This window comes from Pantoea hericii (assembly GCF_014155795.1).
Classification (GTDB): domain Bacteria; phylum Pseudomonadota; class Gammaproteobacteria; order Enterobacterales; family Enterobacteriaceae; genus Pantoea; species Pantoea eucalypti.
Genome location: NZ_SCKV01000003.1, coordinates 435,288 through 458,371, shown reverse-complemented (window position 1 = coordinate 458,371; position 23,084 = coordinate 435,288). Strand labels below are relative to the sequence as shown.

Sequence of the window (23,084 nt, the reverse complement as noted above, 5' to 3'; positions counted from 1 at the left end):
ACGCTGCGCCCCGGATGGCTATCGGTTGAAAACCCGGTTCTCCTGCTCGTTAACCCGAATAAAGGTCGTGCGTTTGGTCAGCTCTTTCAGGCGCTCGGCCCCTACGTAAGTGCAGGCGGAACGCAGCCCACCCAGGATATCGCGTGCTGTCTCCGCCACCGGACCTCTTAAGGGCAGCTTGACCGTTTTGCCTTCTGCCGCACGGTACTGCGCAACACCACCAACGTGACGCTTCATCGCCGATTCGGAACTCATGCCATAAAAGAGCATGGATTTTTCGCCATTCTCTTCAACAACCTGCCCTTCACACTCATCATGTGCCGCCAGCATGCCACCCAGCATCACGAAGTCAGCACCGCCGCCAAAGGCTTTGGCGATATCCCCCGGCACTGAACAACCGCCATCACTGACAATCTGTCCGCTTAAACCATGCGCCGCATCAGCACACTCGATAACGGCAGAAAGCTGCGGATAACCTACACCGGTTTTTACCCGGGTTGTGCAGACCGAACCCGGGCCAATGCCCACTTTGACAATATCCGCACCGGAAAGAATCAACTCTTCCACCATTTCGCCCGTGACGACATTACCGGCACAGATTGTTTTAGAGGGGAAAGTTTCACGCGCGCGTTGCAGAAAATCGACAAAATGTTGTGAGTAACCGTTGGCCACGTCGATGCAGATAAACTGCAGATCGTCTGACAGCGCCATAATGGCGACCAGTTTACTGAGATCGGACTCTGAAGTGCCGGTGGAGACCATAACATTTTTAAGGCATGTCGCAGGCACGCGCTGAATGAACGCGAGCCAGTCATCAACGCTGTAATGTTTGTGGACTGCAGTAAGGATATTGAAGCTGGCGAGCGCCTCGGCCATCGAAAATGTGCCGACGGTATCCATATTGGCGGCGATGATGGGTACGCCGCTCCAGCTCAGGCCCGAATGTCTGAAGGTAAAGCTGCGTTCCAGCTCAACCTGTGAGCGACTTTGCAGCGTGGAGCGTTTGGGACGGATTAAGACATCTTTAAAGCCCAGTTTCAGATCTTCTTCAATACGCATAAATAGTGTCCTGGTAAGTGGCAACGAATCGTCGTTCGCGAAGTAAGCACAGCTCCAGTAGCGTTATGATACGCGCCTCTCGCTGTGCGACAAGACTGCGAATTTCACTTTATTTACGCTACAATCCGTTAAATTTAGTTGTGATTTATCGGTGTGATCTGACACCCATTTTTGCCTTTTTTAGTCAGATCATTACCCTGAACCCATGTCGTAAAAGAAGTCAGGTGAGAAACATGCCCTATATCGTCGCGCTTACAGGGGGGATCGGCAGTGGAAAGAGTACGATTGCCCAGGCATTCGCCGCGTCTGGCGTGGACATTATCGATGCTGACCTGATTGCCCGTGAAGTTGTTGAACCCGGCACGCCCGCTTTGCAGGCTATAAAGGGGCGCTATGGCGCGTCGATAGTGACGGAGCAGGGCATGCTTGATCGTAAACAGCTTCGCGACATTATTTTCCAGAAGCCGGAAGAGAAAAGCTGGTTAAACGCACTGCTTCATCCGCTGATAAACGCCCGGACGCGACAGCTGATCGCCCAGGCCACCTCACCTTATGTGCTCTGGGTGGTGCCATTACTGGTGGAAAATCAATTACAGCACCAGGCTGATCGGGTACTGGTGGTGGATGTTGATGAGGCAACGCAGTTAGCGCGGACTCAGCAGCGTGACCATCTTTCCGTCGAACAGGCGAAACGTATTCTTGCCGCACAGGCCACGCGCCAGCAACGCCTCGCCTGTGCCGATGACATTATTGATAACAGCGGCGAGCCCGACGACGCCCTGCCACAGGTTGCCGAACTCCATCAGCGCTATCTCAGGCTGGCGGCAACGAAACAGGATTAATACCATGAGTACACCCGTTCTGTTTGAACACCCACTGAATGAAAAAATGCGAACCTGGTTGCGGGTTGAATTTTTGATTAATCAGTTAGATGAAACCACGCCACTGGATAAAACCGTTAATGCGCTGACCTTTTTTCGCCTGATTGGCGAGTTGCTCGACATTTTCGAGCGCGGCGATATGCGGACTGAACTGTTGAAAGAGCTGGAGCGTCAGCAGCAAAAATTACGTGCCTGGGCTGATGTGCCGGGTGTCGACATGACGCTGGTAAATGCTCTGCACGATAAACTTAAAATTCAGTCAACGCAGTTGATGAATGCCCCGCGTATGGGGCAACAGCTCCGCGAAGATCGTCTGATTGCTCTGGTGCGCCAGCGACTCAGCATTCCCGGCGGATGCTGCAGCTTTGATTTGCCAGGCCTGCACATCTGGCTCCATCTGCCGCAGGAAACACGCGATGCGCAGGTCGAAGCCTGGATGCAGACGCTCAAGCCCCTGCACCATGCGCTGGCGATGGTACTGGATCTGATCCGCCAGTCCGGCGCATTCCATATGCAGACCAGTCTGAACGGTTTTTATCAGGATAATGCCGAGGGTGCCGATCTGCTGCGATTGCAGTTATCGCTGGACGATGCCCTCTATCCACAGGTGTCCGGACATAAAAGCCGCTACGCCATTCGTTTTATGCCATTTGATAGTGAGCGCGGTGAAGTTCCGGCCCGCCTTAACTTCCAGTTGGCCTGTTGTTAGAGGTAAACATGCAGCAAGAAGTCATGACCGTTTCCTGTCCGCAGTGCGGCAAAGATGTCATCTGGGATGAGCTCAGCCCGTGGCGCCCTTTTTGCAGTAAGCGCTGTCAGCTTATTGATTTAGGCGAGTGGGCCGCAGAAGAGAAACGCATTCCCAGCAGCGACGATATGAACGACAGTGACAACTGGAGTGAAGAAGAGCGCTGATAACAGGATGGGGCGCGCTGCCCCATCCACTCAGAGTTCGCCGGCGACCAGACGCGCAATCAGCTGATGATTCGCCGGCGGAAACTCCTCCGCGACCAGCGCATGCTGATCAACCCAGCGCTGCGGTTGCCCCTCTTTGCCCCACGGCTCCCCTTTCCACCCTTCAACCAGAAAGAAGTGCAGCGTTACGCGCAGATCGTCATAGCTGTGATCTGCATGACCAATCGGGCGAGCCTCGGTGACATCGATCCCGGTTTCTTCCTGGAGCTCCCTTATGAGTCCCTGTTCGGCGCTTTCGCCCGCTTCAATCTTACCGCCAGGAAACTCCCACTTATTTGCCATATAAGAGGTCGATGCGCGCTGGGCAAGGAAAATCTGTTTATTGGCATTGCGAATGATGCCAACTGCAACCTGCAGGTGCTTCATGAAGACTATCCGGTAGTAATGGTGAATGAAGGCTGATTTTAGAGCATGCCGTAACGGAAGTTAACCGCTTTAGCTCAGCATGGGCATAGTCATCGTAGTGGCAAAGGCCATAAAAAAAGGAGCCAGCGGCTCCTTTTTTATCAGCATTTAGCCTCAGGCGATACGGCCATGACACTGCTTATACTTTTTACCGGAACCACATGGGCAGGGATCGTTGCGGCCCACTTTGCGTTCTCCACTTTGCTCAGCCACAGGCTCAGCTGCCAGCAGATCTTCTTCCACATGGCTCAGCTGCTGTTGCTGTGCCAGACGTTCAGCTTCTTCGCGACGCTGTTGCTCCATCGCTTCAACTTCTTCTGGCATGCGCACCTGAACTTTGCTCAGCGTACTGATCACTTCATACTTCAGTGATTCAAGCATTGCGGCGAACATGGCAAAGGATTCACGCTTGTACTCCTGCTTTGGATCTTTCTGCGCATAGCCGCGCAGATGGATACCCTGGCGCAGATAGTCCATCGCTGCCAGATGCTCTTTCCACAGAGAGTCCAGCGTCTGCAGCATCACGCCTTTTTCGAAGTTGCGCATCATTTCCGCGCCCACGATCTCTTCTTTCTCTGCGTAGCTTTCCATGGCATGGGTCATGATGCGTTCACGCAGCACTTCTTCATGCAGATCGGGCTCTTTGTCCAGCCACTCTGCAATCGGCAGGTTAAGATCGAAGTCAGTGCGCAGACGCTCTTCCAGGCCAGGCACGTCCCACATTTCTTCCAGCGACTGTGGCGGAATGTAGGTATCGATAGTGGCTTTGTAGACATCGTGGCGAATACTGTTGATGGTTTCGCTCACATCAGACACATCCAGCAGCTCATTACGCTGACTGTAGATCGCACGACGCTGGTCGTTAGCCACATCATCATATTCCAGCAGCTGCTTACGGATATCGAAGTTACGGCTTTCGACTTTACGCTGCGCGTTGGCAATCGCTTTAGTCACCCACGGGTGCTCAATCGCTTCGCCTGGCTTCATGCCCAGTTTACGCATCATATTTGACACGCGGTCTGAGGCGAAAATACGCATCAGCGCATCTTCCATCGACAGGTAGAAGCGTGAAGAACCGGCGTCACCCTGACGACCTGCACGACCACGCAGCTGGTTATCGATACGACGCGATTCGTGACGCTCAGTACCCACAATATGCAAACCACCTGACGCCAGCACCGCGTCATGACGAATCTGCCAGGCCGCTTTAATCTCTTCGATTTGCGCTTCAGTTGGCTCTTCCAGTTCGGCCACTTCAGCGTGCCAGCTACCGCCCAGCATAATGTCCGTACCACGTCCGGCCATGTTGGTCGCGATAGTGACCGCGCCCGGTTGACCAGCCTGCGCCACGATGTCCGCTTCGCGGGCGTGGAATTTGGCGTTCAGGACGTTATGTTTGATACCGGCGCGGGTCAGTTCATTAGAGACCACTTCTGATTTTTCAATCGAGATGGTGCCCACCAGTACCGGCTGTCCATTGGCTGTACGCTCACGGATATCTTCGATAATCGCATCGATCTTCTCTTTCTCTGTCATGTAGACCAGGTCAGCCAGATCTTTACGCACCATCGGACGGTTAGTCGGCACGACAATGGTGTCGAGCTTGTAAATAGAGCTGAATTCGAACGCTTCGGTATCAGCAGTACCGGTCATACCGGCCAGCTTTTCGTAAATACGGAAGTAGTTCTGGAAGGTAATAGAGGCCAGCGTCTGGTTCTCGTTCTGGATCTCTACGCCTTCTTTCGCTTCAATCGCCTGATGCAGACCATCTGACCAGCGACGACCCTGCATGGTACGGCCGGTGTGTTCATCAACAATTACCACTTCGCCATCTTTCACGATGTAATCAACATCGCGGGTAAAGAGTGCATGCGCGCGCAGTGCCGCAGTGACATGGTGCATCAGCATGATGTTAGTCGGCGAGTAGAGTGACTCGCCCGCTTCCATGATGCCCTGGCTGACCAGCAGCTCTTCCACTTTCACCAGACCGCGTTCAGACATATGAGCCTGACGCGCTTTCTCATCGACCCAGAAGTCGCCTTCACCCTGATGGGTTTCGGTATCTTCTTTATCCTGGCGAACCAGGTGAGGGATGATCTTGTTCACTTTGGTGTAGAGATCAGAACTGTCTTCTGCCGGACCGGAGATGATCAGCGGTGTACGCGCTTCATCGATCAGGATGGAGTCGACCTCATCCACCAGCGCATAGTGCAGTTTACGCTGTACGCGCTCTTCCGGGCTGAACGCCATGTTGTCACGCAGGTAGTCGAAGCCATACTCGTTGTTGGTGCCGTAGGTAATGTCTGCTGCATATGCTTCACGCTTCGCCACAGCCGGCAGGCCCGACATGTTGATACCAATCGTCAGACCCAGGAACTCAAACAGTGGTCGGTTGTTTTCCGCATCACGCTGTGCCAGATAGTCGTTGACGGTCACCACGTGAACACCTTTACCAGAGAGCGCATTCAGGTAGGCTGGCAGCGTTGCGGTCAGGGTTTTACCTTCACCGGTACGCATCTCAGCGATGCAGCGGTCGTTCAGCACCATGCCGCCGATCAGCTGCACATCAAAGTGACGCATACCGAACACACGTTTACTCGCTTCACGCACGGTCGCGAACGCTTCCGGGATCAGACTCTCCAGCGATTCACCTTTTTTCAGGCGCTCGCGGAACAGGTCGGTTTTAGCTTTCAGTTCATCGTCAGAGAGCTTCTCAAAATCAGGCTCCATCTTATTGATGACATCCACCACCTTGCGCATACGACGCAGCGTACGATCGTTACTGCTACCAAAAACCTTGGTTAATATTTTGCTAAACATAATAAATATATTCTCAATTCAGCCGGAATATTCCGGACTGCGAAATCTAAACAGAGTGAGTAAAACCAATACTATTAGCAGAACAATCGGGCGGGTCCGGCGCGGATGCCATGCACACTGGCATGCCATTCTACCCATGAACGGGTAACGGCCATGAAGAGAGGCGGTGTTGCCATCTGCTGCGGTGCGGTATGCAGCGCAGAATGCGATGTCAGTAAATTATGCAGTGAGTCAATAAGCGCCAGCTTTTGGGCCGCCAGCGGTAACTGCTGTTGTTCCGCCTGCGCCTGGGGGGCAAGCGTGAAAGAGAGGTGACGAATAACGGTGCGGATGGCGTGCTGATGCCAGTAATCCACGCTGAAGCTCGGGCGCCGTGACGCTTCCTGGAGCCGGATTAAATGATCAAAGCGTGTGGCATTGCCAAGAAAGAGGCTGCTGGCTGGCGATTCAGAGGACGCGTTGGGTTCGGCGCTTTGCGCACAGGCTGGCAGGCCAAAGCTGGCCGCTACCATCCCTAACAGGAGATGAGGCCAGAAATAGCGTCTACCTAATTGTCGCCAGCGCTGAAGAATCCCGATCACAACCTTTCCATCGCGCATGCTCTGTTGCGCTCTTGTTTTCGTGTACCCGCCGCGAGCCGCAACGGATTTCGGCCTGTAAAAGCGCCACAGATAGTAACATTAATGTGGGGCATCCACACCTGGGATTAAAGTGGCGGTGTGAGAAAACGCGTGTGATTGTTCAGCAATTCAGCAGAACAGACAATGTGTTGCGAGCGACGTCGCAATCGTCAGGAGTATGACAGAAAGCCATAAAAAAACGGCTGGCGCCGCTGACCGGAGAGGGTGTCAGCATAACCAGCCGTTTCACGTTCTGGGGTAGTTAAGCCAGAACCAGATTCGGTGCTTTGAATGCCACTGGCAGTTCAGCTTCGTCTTCGAAGGTTGCCCATTCCCAGGCTTCCTGCTTAGCCAGAACCGCTTGCAGCAACTTGTTATTCAGCGCGTGACCCGATTTAAACGCAGAGAATGCGCCAATGATGTTGTGACCACACATAAACAAGTCGCCAATCGCGTCCAGCATTTTGTGACGAACAAACTCGTCCTCAAAACGCAGACCTTCTTCATTCAGTACGCGGAAATCATCCAGACCTATCGCACAATCTAAGCTACCGCCCAGGCACAGGCCTTTAGACTGCAGATATTCGATTTCACGCATAAAGCCAAATGTACGCGCCCGGCTGATTTGACGAACAAAGGCGTCAGCAGAGAAGTTCATCGCATAGCGCTGTGAGCTGGAGTCGATAGCCGGGTGTTTGAAGTCGATGGTGAAATCAAGCGAGAAACCGTTGTACGGTTTGATCTCGGCCCATTTGTCACCCTCTTCCACACGCACGGTCTGCTTAACACGCACAAATTTCTTCGCGCTGTTGAGCTGCTCGATACCCGCATCCATCAGCAGATAGATAAACGGTGCTGCGCTGCCATCCATGATCGGGATTTCCGGCGCATCGACTTCAACAATAATGTTGTCGATACCCAGACCCGCCAGGGCGGCATTGAGGTGTTCAACCGTTGAAATACGCACGCCTTCATCATTCACCAGGCAGGTACTCAGCATGGTGTCGCGCACGTATTTTGCATCAGCCGGAAAATCTACCGGTGGATTCAAGTCGGTGCGACGATAGATGACCCCGGTATTAGCCGACGCAGGGCGTAATGTCAGTGTGACTTTTTTGCCGGTATGTAAACCGACACCCGTCGCCTGAACAATACGTTTTAATGTCCTTTGTTTGATCATCGCATTATCTCGCAGTATCACCTTTCCGACCGCCAGTATACTTTACCAGCGGACAGACACTTTAGCACAAAGAGCGGATAATCCCAATTATAGGGTTAATCCTAATCGGCCTGCTTACGTAAAAAGGCCGGAATATCAAGATAGTCAGGCTCTTTGTTCGACTGCGCAGCCTGGTCGTTAACGACTTTGGCAGCTGGTTTTTGCTCCTGCGGCAGCGGTGACATACCGTGCTGCTGATAGCGATGATCCATCACTGGCTGGCTGGCTGGCTTGTTGGTGACCAGCGTGATTTCCGGACGTTTGTCCATGCCGATACCGGTTGCCACGACAGTGACGCGCAGTTCGTCATTCATTTCCGGATCCAGAGAGGTACCGATTACAACGGTTGCGTTGTCAGAGGCGAAGGCGCGGATAGTGTTACCCACGGTCTCAAACTCATCCAGACGCAGGTCGAAGCCCGCCGTAATGTTGACCAGCACGCCACGGGCGCCTGACAGATCAATATCTTCCAGCAGTGGGCTGGAGATCGCCATTTCAGCCGCTTCTTCCGCACGATCTTCACCGCACGCAACGCCTGAACCCATCATGGCATAGCCCATTTCAGACATCACTGTACGCACGTCAGCAAAGTCGACGTTCATCAGGCCCGGACGGGTGATCAGCTCGGCAATACCCTGGACTGCGCCTTTCAGCACGTCGTTAGCAGCGCCAAATGCATCCAGCAGGGAAATACCACGGCCCAGCACTTTCAGCAGCTTGTCGTTGGGAATAGTGATCAGTGAATCGACGTGCTTAGAAAGTTCAGCGATCCCCTGCTCAGCAAACGCCATGCGCTTTTTGCCTTCGAAGTTGAACGGCTTGGTAACAACGGCCACCGTCAGGATACCGAGATCCTTAGCCACTTCAGCAACTACAGGGGCTGCACCGGTACCGGTACCGCCGCCCATGCCTGCTGCGATGAAGACCATGTCTGCCCCTTCCAGCGCAGCCCGCAGTGCTTCGCGATCTTCTTCTGCTGAGTTGCGGCCTACTTCCGGATTCGCACCCGCACCCAGACCTTTGGTAATGTTATTACCGATCTGAATGGTCTGGCCGACAGCTGTTTTACGCAGCGCTTGCGCGTCGGTATTCACAGCAAAGAATTCCACACCTTCGATACGTTCGCGTACCATGTGCTCTACGGCGTTACCGCCGCCGCCACCAACGCCGATGACTTTAATCACCGCGTCGTTGGTTAATTCCATAGGTTCAAACATGATTTCTCTCCGTTATGTGCCTGTCGCCTGGAGATCACTAAAGAAAACAGCATGATCCCCTTTCACAAAAATTAAAACTCTTTTTTTAACCAACTGTTAATACGCTTGAACCAGTTACCTACTGAGACCCGTTTTTCGGTCTCTGCATCACCGTTCATGTGCGACTCTTTGCCGTAATGCAACAGTCCCACGGCAGTGGAGTAGTACGATTCCTGCGCATAGTCAGTCAGGCCGGTAATATTCAGCGGCTGTCCGATACGCACCTGCGTATGGAATACGCGTTGCGCACAGGCCGCCAGTCCTTCAATTTGCGCTGCACCACCGGTCAGGACAATGCCTGCGGCTAAGTGATGCTTTACGCCCTGCTGACGCAGTTGTTCCTGTAACTGCAGAATCTCGTCATTAACCAGATTCAAAAGTTCGGTATAACGCGGCTCAATCACTTCCGCCAGCGTCTGACGTTGCAGGCTACGTGGTGGACGTCCGCCCACGCTCGGTACCTCAACGTTCTCATCTTTGCCGACAATCGAGCCCAGCGCGCAACCATGACGCACTTTAATCGCTTCAGCATCCGTTGGCGGTGTGCCAAACGCATAGGCGATATCGCTGGTGACAACGTTGCCTGCATACGGAATAACCTTAGTGTGCCGTAAAGCGCCGCCGGTATATACGGCTATGTCCATTGTACCGCCACCAATATCGACAACACACACGCCCAGCTCACGTTCGTCTTCAGTCAAAACGGCAAAACTGGAGGCGAGACCGGCAAAAATCAGCTGATCCACTTTCAGTCCGCAACGCTCAACGGCTTTAACGATGTTCTTCGCCATGTCGTTGTGGCAGGTGATCAGGTGCACTTTCGCCTGCATACGCACGCCAGAAAGCCCAACCGGATTCTTGATCCCTTCCTGATAGTCGATCGCGTATTCCTGAGGAATAACGTGCAGGATGCGATGCTCGTCGCGCACTCTCACCGATTTAGCGGTATGTACGACATTCTCTACATCATCCTGAGTCACTTCCTCTTCTGAAATCGGAACCATCCCGATTTCGTTCTGACAACTGATATGTTTGCCCGATAAAGCAAGGTAGACGGAGGAGATCTGGCAATCCGCCATCAGCTCAGCCTGATCGATGGCGCGCTGAACGCATTTCACCACCGACTCAAGATCGTTTACGCCACCTTTATCCATACCACGGGAAGGACAGCTGCCCACCCCAATAATGTTGACCATACCATCGGGCAGAATTTCCCCAACCAGGGCGGCAACTTTCGCAGTGCCGATTTCGAGTCCAACTACCAGTTTTCTGTCCGTTGCCTTGATCATTGTTGTTTAGCCTGTGCCTGGTTCTGTTGCTGATTACTGTCCTGTGGCTCCATCACGACCGGTGTCCAGCCAACAGAAGCGCCCGAGTCATATCGCAAATCCACGTAGCTGATACGTTTGCTCTCGTTCTGACCTTGCTGTTGCAGTACCGGGTAGAGCTCAATAAAGCGATTCAGTCGTTTCATGGTGTCGCTGCGTCCCAGTTCGATACGTACATCATCACTGGTGACCAGCTGCCATGAACGACGGGCCGTCATTGACGCCACCTTCAGGGTAAACTTCCGGGCTTTTAGCACATCATCCATGCTGTGATAGCCTGCCAGGACCTCTTTCTCACTCCCTTCTGGCCCATACAGCATCGGCAGTGTCTCTTTGCCGACATGACTGGCGGGTACGCTGAAGGCGTTACCTTCTGCATCCACCATATGCAAATCGTTCCAGCGCGCCACCGGCGTATACTCCACCAGGTGGATCTTCAGTTCGTCCGGCCACTGCTTACGCACACTGACCTGTTTAATCCACGGCAGCCGCTCAATCTGCTGCTGCAGAATGTCCACATTCTGTGACATAAACGTGCCGGGCGGACCCAGCGACAAAATCGCCTGTCGAATATCGTCGTGTGTGGTGTAATGCGTCTGTCCTGTCACCACCAGTTTTGACAACGGCAGCCGGGACGCATCGTTCATCCACTTCAGCACCACCAGCCCGCCGGCAACCATAATCCCGATAACGATCAGCAGGAAAAAAATGCCGAACAGTCGGGCACCGTTACTGCGCCCGGTGCGAATACGCTCCTGCGGTTCACGGTTTCGAACTCTCATCGCCGCCTGTGACATATCAGTCGGCCAACTCCAGAATATGGGCTACCAGCTGCGGGAAGCTCATACCCGCCTGTTTTGCTGCCATAGGGACCAGGCTGTGGCTGGTCATGCCTGGGGAAGTATTGGCTTCCAGTAACTGAAAGCGCCCTTCCCCGTCGGTCATCACATCAACCCGTCCCCAGCCACGACAGCCCAGCGCACGCCAGGCCGCCAGCACCAGCTGCTGCAATTCAGCTTCACGTTCAGCACTTAACTCGGCCGGACAGACGTACTGAGTATCGTCAGAAATGTATTTAGCTTCATAGTCATAGAACTCGCTGGCGCTCTTTATTTCTATTGAGGGCAGGATACGATCGCCCACAATCGCGACGGTATACTCCGCGCCGCTGAGAAACGCCTCGACCAGTACGTCATTGTCGTACTTAAACGCCATCTCCAGTGCCGCTGGCAGCGCGTGCAGATTGTTAACACGGCTGATGCCCACGCTGGAGCCTTCACAGGCTGGCTTCACAAACAGTGGCAGGCCAAGCGCTGCAATCGCCGCGTTGCTCTCCTCATCCAGCCCGCCCTCAAACTGCTGACGCGTCAGCCAGACAAATTTTCCTGATGGTAAACCACGCCCCTGCCACAGCAGTTTGGTGCGCAACTTATCCATCGTCACCGCCGATGCCATCACGCCGCTGCCGGTGTAAGGCAGTTGCAGGAATTCCAGCACCGCCTGCATCGTGCCATCTTCACCGCCGCGACCATGTAGCGCGATAAAGGCTTTGGTAAAGCCCTGCTCTTTCAGCGTCAGCACGGAGACATCGCGGGTATCGATGCCATGTGCATCGATACCCATTTCCCGCAATCCGGCAATCACGGCCTGACCCGAGTTGAGCGAAACCTCGCGCTCTGCCGACGTGCCACCCATTAATACTGCAACTTTATCCGCCATGACGATCCTCCGCTTTGCGTTCTGGCTGGAGCTTCGTGTCCGCCAGCTTGCGGGCAACCTTGCCGACGTTCCCGGCACCCTGTACCAGAATCAGGTCATTGCCTGACAGCAGCGGTGCAAGCATCTCCGGCAGTGCGTCATGTTCCGGCACCAGAATCGGATCGACCTTGCCCCGGTTACGAATGGCACGGCAGAGCGAACGACTGTCAGCGCCTGGAATCGCGGTCTCACCAGCGGAGTATACATCCAGCATCAGCAACACATCGACATGCGACAGTACGTTGGCGAAATCATCAAACAGATCGCGGGTACGGCTATAACGGTGCGGCTGAAACACCATCACCAGCTTTTTATCTGGCCAGCCTGCGCGCGCGGCTTTAATCGTCGCGTCAACTTCGGTTGGGTGATGACCGTAATCATCCACCAGCATCGCGGTGCCCGGTTGTCCATTAACCGGCTCGGTCGGGAATTCACCCAGCAGATCAAAGCGACGGCCTGTGCCCTGGAAGCTCTCCAGTGCGGCCAGAATCGCATTGTCTTCGATGCCTTCTTCACTGGCGACGGCGACAGCGGCGGCTGCGTTCAGGGCATTGTGGCGGCCCGGCGCGTTCAGCGTAATCTGCAGCGGCGCTTTATCCTGACGAATCAGAGTGAAATGCCCCTGCGCGCCACTCTGCTCGTAATTTTCAATGCGCAGATCCGCATCGTCACTGAAACCGTACGTGGTGATATGACGGCCCACGCGAGGAATCAGGTCACGAATAACTGCATCATCCACGCACATCACCGCACGACCGTAAAACGGCAGGTTGTGCAGGAAGTTAATAAAGGTCTGCTTCAGGTTCTCAAAATCGCCCTGATAGGTGTCCATATGGTCAGCTTCAATGTTGGTCACAATCGCCACCATCGGCTGCAGATGCAGAAACGACGCATCGCTCTCATCCGCTTCAGCAATCAGATACCGGCTGTTACCCAGACGGGCATGGGTGCCAGCTGCTTTAACCAGTCCGCCGTTAACGAAAGTCGGATCGAGACCCGCTTCCGCATAAATGCTCGACACCATCGCCGTCGTCGTCGTTTTGCCATGGGTCCCTGCAACGGCAATGCCGTGACGGAAACGCATCAGTTCAGCCAGCATCTCCGCGCGACGGATCACCGGAATGCGCTGTTCACGTGCTGCTACCAGTTCAGGGTTATCCTGCGAAACGGCGCTGGAGACCACGACCACGCTGGCATCGGTCACGTTTTCAGGGCGATGGTTAAAATAAATAGTGGCACCCAGCGCAATCAGATTCTGCGTCACCGGGTTAGGGGCCAGATCTGAACCGCTGATATGGTAGCCTTCATTTGCTAACACTTCGGCAATACCGCCCATGCCAGCACCGCCGATGCCGACAAAGTGGATGTGCCGGACGCGACGCATCTCGGGCACGATAGAACGCAGTTTTGCCAATTGTTGTGTATTCATCGCTCTCTGTTACCTGCTATTTCAGTTTGTACCCAGTCCGGGTACAGGTCAGACGCGCTGACCGGAATGATTACTTTGCGGCGCGAGCCACTTCCTGAGCGACTCGTTCAGTCGCATCGGGGATAGCCACCTGACGGGCCTGTTCAGCCATCGTCAGCAGTGTTGCACGATCCCAGTGGCGTAGCAGATCCGCTACAGCCTCCGCAGTAAATTGCGGCTGCTCAAAAATTCTGGCGGCGCCCGCTTTTTCCAGCGGCAGCGCGTTCCAGTACTGCTGGCGATCCTTGTGCTGAAACGGCACAAAAATGGCCGGTAAACCAGCGGCAGCAACTTCGCTCACGGTTAACGCGCCGGAGCGGCATACCACCACATCAGCCCAGGCATAAGCAGCAGCCATATCATCAATAAATTCGGTCACTTTATGCTGCGTCTGACCGACCTGCTGATACGCTTTCTCTGTTTCAGGCAGCGCCCCTTTGCCGGTCTGATGCCACAGGGTGATCTCATCACCCACCAGCGCCGCAATCTGCGGTAGCGTCTGGTTCAGTATCCGTGCGCCCTGACTTCCACCAATCACCAGCACCCGAATCGGGCCATGACGATCTGCCAGACGTTGCGCAGGTAAAGGCAGTGCCAGAACGTCAGTGCGAACCGGATTTCCTACCACGTCGGCGGCAGGAAACGCGCCCGGAAACGCCTGCAAAACTTTGGTGGCGATTTTCGCCAGCCATTTATTGGTCAGACCGGCAATACCGTTCTGCTCATGCAGCACAACCGGAATACCGCAGCTCCAGGCCGCTAAGCCGCCCGGACCGGAAACGTAGCCGCCCATGCCCAGCACGACATCCGGCTTCCACGCTTTCATGATGCGACGCGCCTGACGCCATGCATTGAAGATGCGCAGCGGTGCCAGCAGCAACGCTTTCATGCCCTTACCGCGTAGTCCGCTGATGCGGATAAAGTCGATTTCGATGCCGTGCTTCGGCACCAGATCGGCTTCCATACGGTCGGCGGTGCCTAACCAGCGAACCTGCCAGCCCTGTTCCATCAGATGATGGGCGACAGCCAGACCGGGAAAGACATGTCCGCCGGTTCCACCTGCCATCACCATCAATCGCTTACCGCTCATCGACCACCTCGGGTAAACGCCTGCGCTTTCGCCAGGCGCGTTTCATAATCTATGCGTAATAAAAAAACGATGGCGGTCGACATAATGATCAGACTCGACCCACCGTAACTGATCAGCGGTAAGGTCAGACCTTTGGTCGGTAACATACCTGCGGCAGCCCCGACGTTAACCAGCGCCTGGAAGCTGAACCAGACACCAATCGAACAGGCTAAAAAGCCGGAAAAACGCTGATCCAGTTCCAGAGCACGACGGCCAATCGACATCGCACGAAAAGCGACGAAGAATACCATTAAAAGTGCCAATACCACACCGACGTAGCCGAGTTCTTCCCCGATGATGGCGAAAATAAAGTCGGTATGGGCTTCCGGCAGATATTCCAGCTTTTGCACAGAGTTACCGAGCCCCTGCCCCCAGAATTCACCGCGACCAAATGCCATCAGCGATTGAGTCAGCTGGTAGCCGCTACCAAAGGGATCTTCCCACGGATTCCAGAACGACGTCACACGGCGCATACGGTAGGGTTCTGCAATGATCAGCAGAATTACCGCAAAAATGCCGGAGCCGATAATTGCCATGAACTGCCACAGCTTGGCACCGGCCAGGAACAGCATCGCCAGCGTAGTCACAAACAACACAACCACCGTACCGAGGTCCGGCTGTGCCAGCAGTAACACGGCCAGCACGACCATCACGCCCATCGGCTTACAGAAGCCCCAGAAGTTGTTACGCACCTCTTCCACTTTGCGCACCAGATAACTGGCGAGATAACAGAACAGAGAGAGCTTCGACAACTCAGCCGGCTGGATACGCAGTGGACCCAGTGCAATCCAGCGCGATGCACCGTTTACCGAGCTACCAACTACCAGAACAATCAGCAGCATCGCCACCGTGACCATCAGCATCACGTTGCTGTAGCGCTGCCAGAAATCCATCGGCACCCGCAACGTGACCAGTGCCATACCTAATGCCAGCACGATGTAGAAAGCATCACGCTTGGCGAAGTAAAAGAGATCGTCATTCAGACGCTGACCCACCGGCATTGATGCCGACGTCACCATCACAAAACCAATCACCGCCAGGCCCAGCGTGAGCCATAGCAGTGTGCGGTCATAGAGCACCAGTGAAGAGTCATCACTTTCACGTGCGCCCATGACCCAATCTTTCAGGCGTCCTGAGAAATATCCCGCCAGTCCGGCACCAGGAATACGCATCAGCTCAACTCCTTCGCCAGTTGCGCGAACTGCTCACCGCGCTGCTCAAAGTTACGGAACTGGTCAAGGCTGGCGCAGGCCGGCGACAGCAGAACCATATCGCCTGCGTTAACCTGCGGCGCGATCTGCTCCATCGCCTGCCGCATGGTTTCTGTGCGCACGGCGATATCAGGACGCAGCGCGGCCAGCGCATCACCGTCGCGGCCAAAGCAGTAAAGACGCACGTTGTCGCCCTGCAGCCAGGGGATCAGCGGCGTAAAATCGGCTGACTTACCATCACCGCCCATCAGCAGCCACAGCGTTCCCTGAACCTGCAGGCCATTGAGCGCCGCTTCGGTGCTGCCGACATTGGTCGCTTTGGAGTCATTGATCCAGCGCACGCCCTGATGTTCATGGACCAGCTGGAAACGATGCGCCAGACCGTTAAAGTGCGTTAAGGCCGCCAGGCTTGAAGCGCGTGGCAGACCGACCGCATCGGCCAGCGCCAGTGCCGCCAGCGCGTTGGTATAGTTGTGCTGTCCCACCATCTTCATTTCAGCGGTGTTCAGGACTTTCTCGCCCTTCACCCGCAGCCAGATGCTGCCTTGCTGCTTATTCAGGTGATAGTCACCAAAATCGACACCAAAGCTGACACAGCGGGTATCTGCGCCGCGGACCGGCATTGTCAGTGCGTCATCGGCGTTAACGATGCAGATCTGTGCATTCTCATAAACCCGCAGCTTGGCGGCGCGATACTGCTGCATACCCAGCGGATAGCGATCCATATGATCTTCACTGACGTTGAGCACGGTTGCCGCAGCCGCTTTCAGACTGTATGTGGTCTCAAGCTGGAAGCTGGAAAGTTCCAGTACATAAAGTTGTGCTGGTGATTGCAGCAGACTCAGTGCGGGCAGACCGATATTCCCGCCAACGCCCACCTGCCAGCCCGCGGCTTTCGCCATTTCACCCACCAGCGTTGTAACGGTGCTTTTACCGTTGGAACCGGTGATCGCCACGATAGGTGCCTGCGCCTCGCGGCAGAACAGCTCAATATCACCGACGATTTCGATTCCGGCTTCGACGGCTTCGCTAAGAATCGGATGCGCCAGCGCGACGCCAGGGCTGGCAACAATCAGATCGGCCGCCAGCAGCCAGTCACCGTTGATGCCGCCCAGGTGACGTTCAACCTGCCCGGGCAATTTATCCAGCCCCGGCGGCGAGACACGGGTGTCCATCACGCGGGGCGTTACGCCCTGCGCTAAAAAGAAATCAACACAGGAGAGCCCGGTAAGGCCCAGCCCGATAATGACAACTTTTCTACCCCGATAGTCAGCCATGATTAACGCACCTTCAGCGTGGCCAGGCCAATCAGCACCAGCATTAGCGAAATAATCCAGAAGCGCACAATGACGCGCGGTTCCGGCCAGCCCTTGAGTTCATAGTGGTGATGGATCGGCGCCATGCGGAAAATACGCTGGCCGCGCAACTTAAACGATCCCACCTGCAGGATTACCGACAGCGTTTCAACCACAAACACGCCACCCATAATCACCAGTAAAAATTCCTGACGCAGCAACACGGCGATGGTTCCCAGCGCGCCGCCCAGCGCCAGTGAGCCGACATCACCCATAAAGACCTGAGCCGGATAGGTGTTGAACCACAGGAAGCCCAGCCCTGCCCCGACGATGGCGGTACAGACAATCACCAGCTCACCGGCGTGACGCAGATAAGGAATATGAAGATATTCAGCAAACTTCACGTTACCGGTGGCCCAGGCAACCAGCGCAAAGCCTGCGGCGACAAAGACGGTGGGCATGATCGCCAGACCATCGAGACCATCGGTCAGATTGACCGCGTTACCCGTTCCGACAATCACAAAGTAGGCCAGCAGCACATAAAACAGGCCTAACTGCGGCATGATGTCTTTGAAAAAGGGCACCACAAGCTGGGTCGCCGGGGTGTCTTTACCTGCTGCATAAAGCCCGAACGCGACGCCCAGAGAAATCACCGACATCCAGAAATATTTCCAGCGGGCAATCAGACCCTTAGTATCTTTGCGCACCACTTTGCGGTAGTCATCGACAAAGCCGATGATGCCAAAGCCGATGAGCACGAACAGCACGCACCAGACATAGGGATTCGACGGATATGCCCACATCAGCACCGAAATGGTGATGGAGGTCAGAATCATAATCCCGCCCATTGTTGGCGTTCCGCGCTTACTGAAATGCGATTCCGGGCCATCGTTACGGACAACCTGACCAATCTGTAATTTCTGCAGCCACGCAATCAGGCGCGGCCCCATCCAGAGAGAGATAAAGAGTGCTGTCAGCAGGCTGACAATGGCGCGAAACGTCAGATAGGAAAAGACGTTGAAGCCCGAATAAAAAGCGACCAGATGCTCGGCCAGCCAAACTAACATGTTCCTTTCTCCTTTAAGCTCTGTACTACCTGCTCCATGGCGGCACTACGCGAGCCTTTTATCAGGACGGTAATTTCTGAGTGTTCGGACAACAATTGACGCAAACGTTCAGTCAGCGCTGTCTTATCGCTGAAATGTTCGCCAGCTTTGCTGTTTTCACTAATAAAATGGCTGAATTTTCCGCAGCTCAGTACGCGATCAATACCTGCATCACGTGCCGCATCCCCGATTTCGCGGTGGCATTTTTCGGTCTCATCACCCAGTTCCGCCATATCGCCGGCGACCAGCACCCGGTAGCCCGGCATCTCTGACAGGACCTGGACGGCGGCGGTCATCGATCCGACGTTCGCGTTATAACTGTCATCCAGCAGCAGCTGATGCGCAGAGAGGCGCACCGGGAACAGGCGACCTGGCACCGATTGCAGGTTTTTCAGCCCCTGCTGAACGGCGCTAAGCGGGGCATCCACTGACAGGGCCAGAGCCGCCGCAGCCAGTGCGTTGGCGATGTTATGCCGACCCGGCAACGGCAGCATAATCTCAGCCTCGCCACGCGGTGTTTTCATCACAAAATGGGTGCCGTCCTGCGCAATGCGGATATCACGGGCAGAGAAATCACACGCTGCCGCCTGCGGCGAGAAGCGCCACACGGTTTTGTCCTGCAGCGTGGTCTGCCAGTTTGGCCAGTCGTTGCTTTCCTCATTGAGAATCGCAATGCCATTCGCCGGTAAGCCCTGAAAAATCTCGCCCTTGGCTTTAGCGACACCCGCCAGCGAACCAAAGCCTTCCAGATGGGCCGCTGCCAGGTTATTCACCAGCGCGCTTTCCGGTTTAACCAGGTCGGTGGTGTAGGCGATTTCGCCCTGATGATTAGCGCCAAGCTCAATTACCGCATACTGATGCTCTGCGGTCAGACGCAGCAGCGTCATCGGCACGCCATAATCGTTGTTGAGATTGCCTGCGGTGTAGAGCGTCTCACCGCACTCACGCAGAATCGCAGCCGTCATCTCTTTAACCGACGTTTTGCCGGACGAGCCGGTCAGCGCCACGACGCGGGCAGTGGACTGCTGACGAACCCAGGCACTCAGTCGGCCAAAAGCAAGTCGGGTATCTTCCACGACGACCTGAGGCACAGAGACAGGTAAATGCTTACTGACCAGTAACGCCTGTGCGCCACTGTCAATGGCCTCTTCAGCGAAGTCATGCGCATCAAAACGTTCGCCCACCAGCGCGACAAACAGACTGCCTGCTGTCACTTTGCGGGTATCCGTCGTTACGTCATTCAGGGTTAAATCACTGCCGTGCAGCGTTCCGCCGGTGATCTCCGCAAGCGTTTTTAATGAAACCGGAATCATGCTGCGCCTCCCAGCAGTGCCGCAACCGTGGCACGATCGGAGTAGTCGAGACGGCGATTGCCGATGATCTGATAATCTTCGTGGCCTTTACCGGCCACCAGTACGATATCGTCAGGCTGAGCCTGCATGATGGTGTTAGTGACGGCCTGCGCGCGGCCAGACACCAGCCGGGCGCGGCCCGGATCCAGCAAACCGGTCAGAATATCGTTAACAATCGCCTGCGGATCTTCGCTGCGCGGATTGTCGTCGGTAATCACCACCACATCCGCATATTGCTCAGCAATCGCGCCCATTAATGGGCGCTTGCCTTTGTCACGATCGCCACCGCAGCCAAACAGACACCACAGTTTGCCTTTGCAGTGCAGGCGGGCTGCTTCCAGCGCTTTTTCCAGCGCATCCGGCGTATGGGCATAATCCACCACGACCGTCGGTTTTCCTGCGGCGCTGAACACTTCCATACGCCCGTTGACCGGCTGCAACTGCGGTGCAACGTTGATCAGCGTCGCCAGCGGATAATCCAGTGACAGCAGCGTCGCCAGCGCCAGCATCAGATTGCTGACGTTGAACGCGCCCATTAATGGACTGTTGATTTCTCCGTTGCCCCAGCTGGAGCTGAAACGGATGTGTGCGCCGTTATCGTGGTACTCCACCGCATCGGCTTTCAGCCAGCGGCCATGGCAGCCAGGCTGGAGGTTATTCTCCATGGTGACTGCCACCGCATCCGGTAAGCGCGCCAGCCAGCGACGACCGACTTCATCATCGGCGTTAAGAATCGCCTGCCCGACCTGATGCTCAGAAAACAGCAGCCATTTGGCTGACTCGTAGCTCTGCATATCACCGTGATAATCGAGGTGATCGCGGCTGAGATTGGTAAAGACCGCTGCGGCAAACGGCAGCGCCGCGACGCGATGCTGAACCAGTCCGTGTGACGAGACTTCCATTGCGGTCAGGCTCGCCCCTTTTTCCGCCAGATCGTTCAGCAGATGCTGAACATCAACTGCTGAGCCGGTGGTATTTTCTGCCGCGGACAAGTGACCCACCAGCCCATTCCCGACGGTGCCCATGACCGCGCTGGTTTCACCCAGCAGCGTTGCCCACTGCGCCAGCAACTGGGTCGTGGTGGTTTTACCATTTGTACCCGTAACGCCAATCAGCGTCTGTTTCTCACCCGGCTGCTGATAAAAACGGCCTGCTAAGGCTGAAAGACGCTGAGGCAATTGGGCCAGATAGATAACCGGTACGCCGTGCATTTCACGGATTTCGCCGTCGGCGGCTTCGCCTTCAGCTTCGGCCACCACGGCGGCGACGCCCTGAGCAATCGCCTGCGGGATGAAACGGCGTCCATCGACCTGATGGCCTGCAACAGCGACAAACAGATCGCCAGAAGCCGCAATGCGGCTATCCAGTGTCATGTCGCGCAGTGGGCGCGCCGGCGCGCCTGGCACCCAGGGGCCGAGTAAGTCGCGCAGGTTACGATCTGTCACTTGTTTCCTCACTTCTGTTAGTCACCAGCTCATTCTTGTCATTGGTCGGTAACGCGTCCGGCTCGATGTTCATGGTGCGCAGTACGCCGCCCATGATGGCACCAAACACCGGGGCAGAAACCGCACCACCGTAATACTTGCCGGCCTGGGGATCGTTGATCACCACCACCAGCGCGAATCGGGGATGACTGGCAGGCGCAACGCCTGCGGTATAGGCAATGTATTTGTTGACGTAGCGACCATCGGGCCCGACTTTTTTCGCTGTACCGGTTTTTATCGCAATCCGATAACCTTTGATGGCCGCTTTGACCCCACCGCCACCAGGCAGCGCCACGCTTTCCATCATATGCATCACGGTTTTCACCAGTGACTCATCGAAAACGCGTTGTCCCGCGACGGGCGGATCCACTTTGGTAATCGACAGCGGGCGATTAATGCCATAGCTGCCAATTGTTGCGTAGACTCGCGCTAACTGTAACGGCGTTACCATTAGCCCGTAGCCGAAAGAGAAGGTGGCCCTCTCTATGTCAGACCACCGTTGTTTTTTAGGGTATAAGCCACTGCTTTCCCCGACCAGCCCCAAATTGGTCGGTTTGCCCAGTCCAAAGCGCGCATAAGTTTCTACAAGCGCTGAGGAAGGCATCGCTAACGCCAGACGTGAAACACCGACGTTACTCGATTTCTGTAAAACCCCTGTCAGGGTCAATTCGTTGTAGCGCGCCACATCCTTGATCTCATGACCATTGACGCGATATGGCACGGTATTCAGGACACTGTTCTCTCTGACCACGCCGCGTTGCAGCGCCGCCATGACCACCATCGGCTTCACGGTCGAGCCAGGTTCGAAAATGTCGGTGATGGCGCGGTTACGCATCAGATCTTTCGGCGTGTTGCCAAGATTATTCGGGTTGTAAGCCGGGCTGTTGGCCATCGCCAGTACTTCGCCGGTATTCACATCCACCAGGACTGCCGTGCCCGATTCCGCTTTGTTAAAGGCCACGGCGTTATTCAGTTCACGGTAGACCAGCGCCTGTAAGCGCTCATCGATGCTGAGAGTCAGGTTATGCGCGGCCCGGCTGTCCACAGAGGAGATATCTTCGATGACGCGACCGTAGCGATCTTTACGCACCGTCCGCTCGCCCGGCGCACCGGTCAGCCATTTATCAAAACTCTTCTCAATGCCTTCAATGCCCTGCCCGTCGATGTTGGTAAAGCCAATCAGATGAGAGGTAACCTGCCCGGCAGGATAGTAACGGCGCGACTCTTCGCGCAGATGAATACCGGGAAGTTTGAGTTTTTTGACGTAGTCGCCGATGGCCGGATTGACCTGACGCGCCAGATAGACAAAGCGGCCTTTAGGATTGGCATTTACGCGCGCGGCCAACTGGTCAAGGGGGATAGAGAGCGCATCAGAGAGTGCCTTCCAGCGGCTGTCCAGCGTGACGCCACCACCGGCGTGCAGCTCTTTTGGATCCGCCCAGATGGCATTAACCGGGACACTCACTGCCAGCGGTCGTCCGGCACGATCGCTGATCATCCCGCGCGAGGTTGGCACCGCCTGAACGCGCAGCGAGCGCAGATCGCCCTCTTTGACCAGCTTGCCAGGATTGATCACCTGCAGCCAGGCAACACGTGACAGCAATCCACCCAGCGCCAGTAAAATACAGCCGCACAGCAACGCAAAACGCCAGCTTACAAAGCTGGCTTTATCTTCCGGTTTCTTCAATTTCAGCGTTCTGCCTGTGCCGCTCATTCGC

The 23,084-nt window shown here is 55.3% G+C and carries 20 protein-coding genes; 3 read left to right on the top strand and 17 right to left on the bottom strand.

Features of this window, described 5'->3' with window-relative positions; all coding sequences use genetic code 11:
• Positions 1-18: 18 nt before the first annotated feature.
• Positions 19-1,059 (bottom strand): GMP reductase, encoded by a 1,041-nt coding sequence (locus H7K52_RS09140; RefSeq protein WP_182629956.1) that lies wholly within the window; start codon positions 1,057-1,059, stop codon positions 19-21.
• Between the two features lie 233 nt (positions 1,060-1,292).
• On the opposite strand from H7K52_RS09140, the gene coaE reads away from it, so the two are divergent.
• From coaE to yacG, 3 genes are read left to right on the top strand one after another with little or no spacing between them, the layout of a single operon-like run.
• Complete coding sequence (coaE, locus tag H7K52_RS09135; RefSeq protein WP_110411653.1) at positions 1,293-1,901, top strand: dephospho-CoA kinase; 609 nt, start codon at positions 1,293-1,295, stop codon at positions 1,899-1,901.
• A 4-nt stretch (positions 1,902-1,905) separates the two neighbouring features.
• A complete protein-coding gene (gene zapD, locus H7K52_RS09130; protein WP_182629955.1) occupies positions 1,906-2,649 on the top strand; it encodes a cell division protein ZapD in 744 nt (247 codons plus the stop codon).
• An 8-nt stretch (positions 2,650-2,657) separates the two neighbouring features.
• The gene (gene yacG / locus H7K52_RS09125; protein WP_003854728.1) at positions 2,658-2,855 is read left to right on the top strand and encodes a DNA gyrase inhibitor YacG; all 198 of its coding nucleotides are present in this window, start codon (positions 2,658-2,660) and stop codon (positions 2,853-2,855) included.
• 30 nt (positions 2,856-2,885) lie between these two features.
• Here yacG and mutT read toward each other — a convergent pair whose 3' ends face one another.
• The 16 genes from mutT to H7K52_RS09045 all read right to left on the bottom strand — a co-directional run bounded on the left by mutT (position 2,886) and on the right by H7K52_RS09045 (position 23,080).
• Positions 2,886-3,281, bottom strand: a complete 396-nt coding sequence (gene mutT / locus H7K52_RS09120; protein WP_003854730.1) for an 8-oxo-dGTP diphosphatase MutT — start codon at positions 3,279-3,281, stop codon at positions 2,886-2,888.
• Positions 3,282-3,434: 153 nt separating this feature from the next.
• A complete protein-coding gene (secA, locus tag H7K52_RS09115) occupies positions 3,435-6,140 on the bottom strand; it encodes a preprotein translocase subunit SecA (protein WP_003854731.1) in 2,706 nt (901 codons plus the stop codon).
• 74 nt (positions 6,141-6,214) lie between these two features.
• Entirely contained in the window at positions 6,215-6,721 is a 507-nt protein-coding gene (gene secM, locus H7K52_RS09110; RefSeq protein ID WP_003854732.1) for a secA translation cis-regulator SecM, read from the bottom strand.
• A gap of 301 nt (positions 6,722-7,022) precedes the next feature.
• A complete protein-coding gene (gene lpxC / locus H7K52_RS09105) occupies positions 7,023-7,940 on the bottom strand; it encodes a UDP-3-O-acyl-N-acetylglucosamine deacetylase (RefSeq protein ID WP_008925578.1) in 918 nt (305 codons plus the stop codon).
• Positions 7,941-8,041: 101 nt separating this feature from the next.
• Positions 8,042-9,196 carry a cell division protein FtsZ gene (gene ftsZ / locus H7K52_RS09100; protein ID WP_003854738.1) on the bottom strand — a complete coding sequence of 385 codons (1,155 nt, stop codon included), beginning with the start codon at positions 9,194-9,196 and terminating at the stop codon, positions 8,042-8,044.
• A gap of 71 nt (positions 9,197-9,267) precedes the next feature.
• Entirely contained in the window at positions 9,268-10,524 is a 1,257-nt protein-coding gene (ftsA, locus tag H7K52_RS09095) for a cell division protein FtsA (RefSeq protein WP_003854739.1), read from the bottom strand.
• Positions 10,521-11,360 (bottom strand): cell division protein FtsQ, encoded by an 840-nt coding sequence (gene ftsQ, locus H7K52_RS09090; protein ID WP_003854740.1) that lies wholly within the window; start codon positions 11,358-11,360, stop codon positions 10,521-10,523. The genes ftsA and ftsQ overlap by 4 nt, the downstream gene beginning before the upstream one ends.
• A 1-nt stretch (position 11,361) precedes the next feature.
• Complete coding sequence (locus tag H7K52_RS09085; protein WP_182629954.1) at positions 11,362-12,282, bottom strand: D-alanine--D-alanine ligase; 921 nt, start codon at positions 12,280-12,282, stop codon at positions 11,362-11,364.
• Positions 12,272-13,750 carry a UDP-N-acetylmuramate--L-alanine ligase gene (gene murC / locus H7K52_RS09080; protein ID WP_003854744.1) on the bottom strand — a complete coding sequence of 493 codons (1,479 nt, stop codon included), beginning with the start codon at positions 13,748-13,750 and terminating at the stop codon, positions 12,272-12,274. The genes H7K52_RS09085 and murC overlap by 11 nt, the downstream gene beginning before the upstream one ends.
• Before the next feature lie 70 nt (positions 13,751-13,820).
• Positions 13,821-14,879 carry an undecaprenyldiphospho-muramoylpentapeptide beta-N-acetylglucosaminyltransferase gene (gene murG / locus H7K52_RS09075; protein ID WP_003854746.1) on the bottom strand — a complete coding sequence of 353 codons (1,059 nt, stop codon included), beginning with the start codon at positions 14,877-14,879 and terminating at the stop codon, positions 13,821-13,823.
• Positions 14,876-16,090 (bottom strand): cell division protein FtsW, encoded by a 1,215-nt coding sequence (gene ftsW / locus H7K52_RS09070; protein WP_003854750.1) that lies wholly within the window; start codon positions 16,088-16,090, stop codon positions 14,876-14,878. Before ftsW ends, murG begins: the two co-directional genes overlap by 4 nt.
• Positions 16,090-17,406 (bottom strand): UDP-N-acetylmuramoyl-L-alanine--D-glutamate ligase, encoded by a 1,317-nt coding sequence (gene murD, locus H7K52_RS09065; RefSeq protein WP_003854752.1) that lies wholly within the window; start codon positions 17,404-17,406, stop codon positions 16,090-16,092. Before murD ends, ftsW begins: the two co-directional genes overlap by 1 nt.
• A 2-nt stretch (positions 17,407-17,408) precedes the next feature.
• A complete protein-coding gene (gene mraY, locus H7K52_RS09060; protein WP_003854755.1) occupies positions 17,409-18,491 on the bottom strand; it encodes a phospho-N-acetylmuramoyl-pentapeptide-transferase in 1,083 nt (360 codons plus the stop codon).
• Positions 18,485-19,843: a UDP-N-acetylmuramoyl-tripeptide--D-alanyl-D-alanine ligase gene (murF, locus tag H7K52_RS09055; RefSeq protein WP_182629953.1), complete on the bottom strand. Its 1,359-nt coding sequence runs from the start codon at positions 19,841-19,843 to the stop codon at positions 18,485-18,487. Before murF ends, mraY begins: the two co-directional genes overlap by 7 nt.
• The gene (gene murE / locus H7K52_RS09050) at positions 19,840-21,327 is read right to left on the bottom strand and encodes a UDP-N-acetylmuramoyl-L-alanyl-D-glutamate--2,6-diaminopimelate ligase (RefSeq protein WP_003854759.1); all 1,488 of its coding nucleotides are present in this window, start codon (positions 21,325-21,327) and stop codon (positions 19,840-19,842) included. The genes murF and murE overlap by 4 nt, the downstream gene beginning before the upstream one ends.
• A complete protein-coding gene (locus H7K52_RS09045) occupies positions 21,314-23,080 on the bottom strand; it encodes a peptidoglycan glycosyltransferase FtsI (RefSeq protein WP_003854762.1) in 1,767 nt (588 codons plus the stop codon). Before H7K52_RS09045 ends, murE begins: the two co-directional genes overlap by 14 nt.
• Between the last annotated feature and the right edge of the window lie 4 nt (positions 23,081-23,084).

Coding starts and splice junctions, on each gene's coding strand:
- H7K52_RS09140 (WP_182629956.1), bottom strand. CDS start 1,059: ATGCGTATTGAAGAAGATCTGAAACTGGGCTTTAAAGATGTCTTAATC.
- coaE (WP_110411653.1), top strand. CDS start 1,293: ATGCCCTATATCGTCGCGCTTACAGGGGGGATCGGCAGTGGAAAGAGT.
- zapD (WP_182629955.1), top strand. CDS start 1,906: ATGAGTACACCCGTTCTGTTTGAACACCCACTGAATGAAAAAATGCGA.
- yacG (WP_003854728.1), top strand. CDS start 2,658: ATGCAGCAAGAAGTCATGACCGTTTCCTGTCCGCAGTGCGGCAAAGAT.
- mutT (WP_003854730.1), bottom strand. CDS start 3,281: ATGAAGCACCTGCAGGTTGCAGTTGGCATCATTCGCAATGCCAATAAA.
- secA (WP_003854731.1), bottom strand. CDS start 6,140: ATGTTTAGCAAAATATTAACCAAGGTTTTTGGTAGCAGTAACGATCGT.
- lpxC (WP_008925578.1), bottom strand. CDS start 7,940: ATGATCAAACAAAGGACATTAAAACGTATTGTTCAGGCGACGGGTGTC.
- ftsZ (WP_003854738.1), bottom strand. CDS start 9,196: ATGTTTGAACCTATGGAATTAACCAACGACGCGGTGATTAAAGTCATC.
- ftsA (WP_003854739.1), bottom strand. CDS start 10,524: ATGATCAAGGCAACGGACAGAAAACTGGTAGTTGGACTCGAAATCGGC.
- ftsQ (WP_003854740.1), bottom strand. CDS start 11,360: ATGTCACAGGCGGCGATGAGAGTTCGAAACCGTGAACCGCAGGAGCGT.
- H7K52_RS09085 (WP_182629954.1), bottom strand. CDS start 12,282: ATGGCGGATAAAGTTGCAGTATTAATGGGTGGCACGTCGGCAGAGCGC.
- murC (WP_003854744.1), bottom strand. CDS start 13,750: ATGAATACACAACAATTGGCAAAACTGCGTTCTATCGTGCCCGAGATG.
- murG (WP_003854746.1), bottom strand. CDS start 14,879: ATGAGCGGTAAGCGATTGATGGTGATGGCAGGTGGAACCGGCGGACAT.
- ftsW (WP_003854750.1), bottom strand. CDS start 16,090: ATGCGTATTCCTGGTGCCGGACTGGCGGGATATTTCTCAGGACGCCTG.
- murD (WP_003854752.1), bottom strand. CDS start 17,406: ATGGCTGACTATCGGGGTAGAAAAGTTGTCATTATCGGGCTGGGCCTT.
- mraY (WP_003854755.1), bottom strand. CDS start 18,491: ATGTTAGTTTGGCTGGCCGAGCATCTGGTCGCTTTTTATTCGGGCTTC.
- murF (WP_182629953.1), bottom strand. CDS start 19,843: ATGATTCCGGTTTCATTAAAAACGCTTGCGGAGATCACCGGCGGAACG.
- H7K52_RS09045 (WP_003854762.1), bottom strand. CDS start 23,080: ATGAGCGGCACAGGCAGAACGCTGAAATTGAAGAAACCGGAAGATAAA.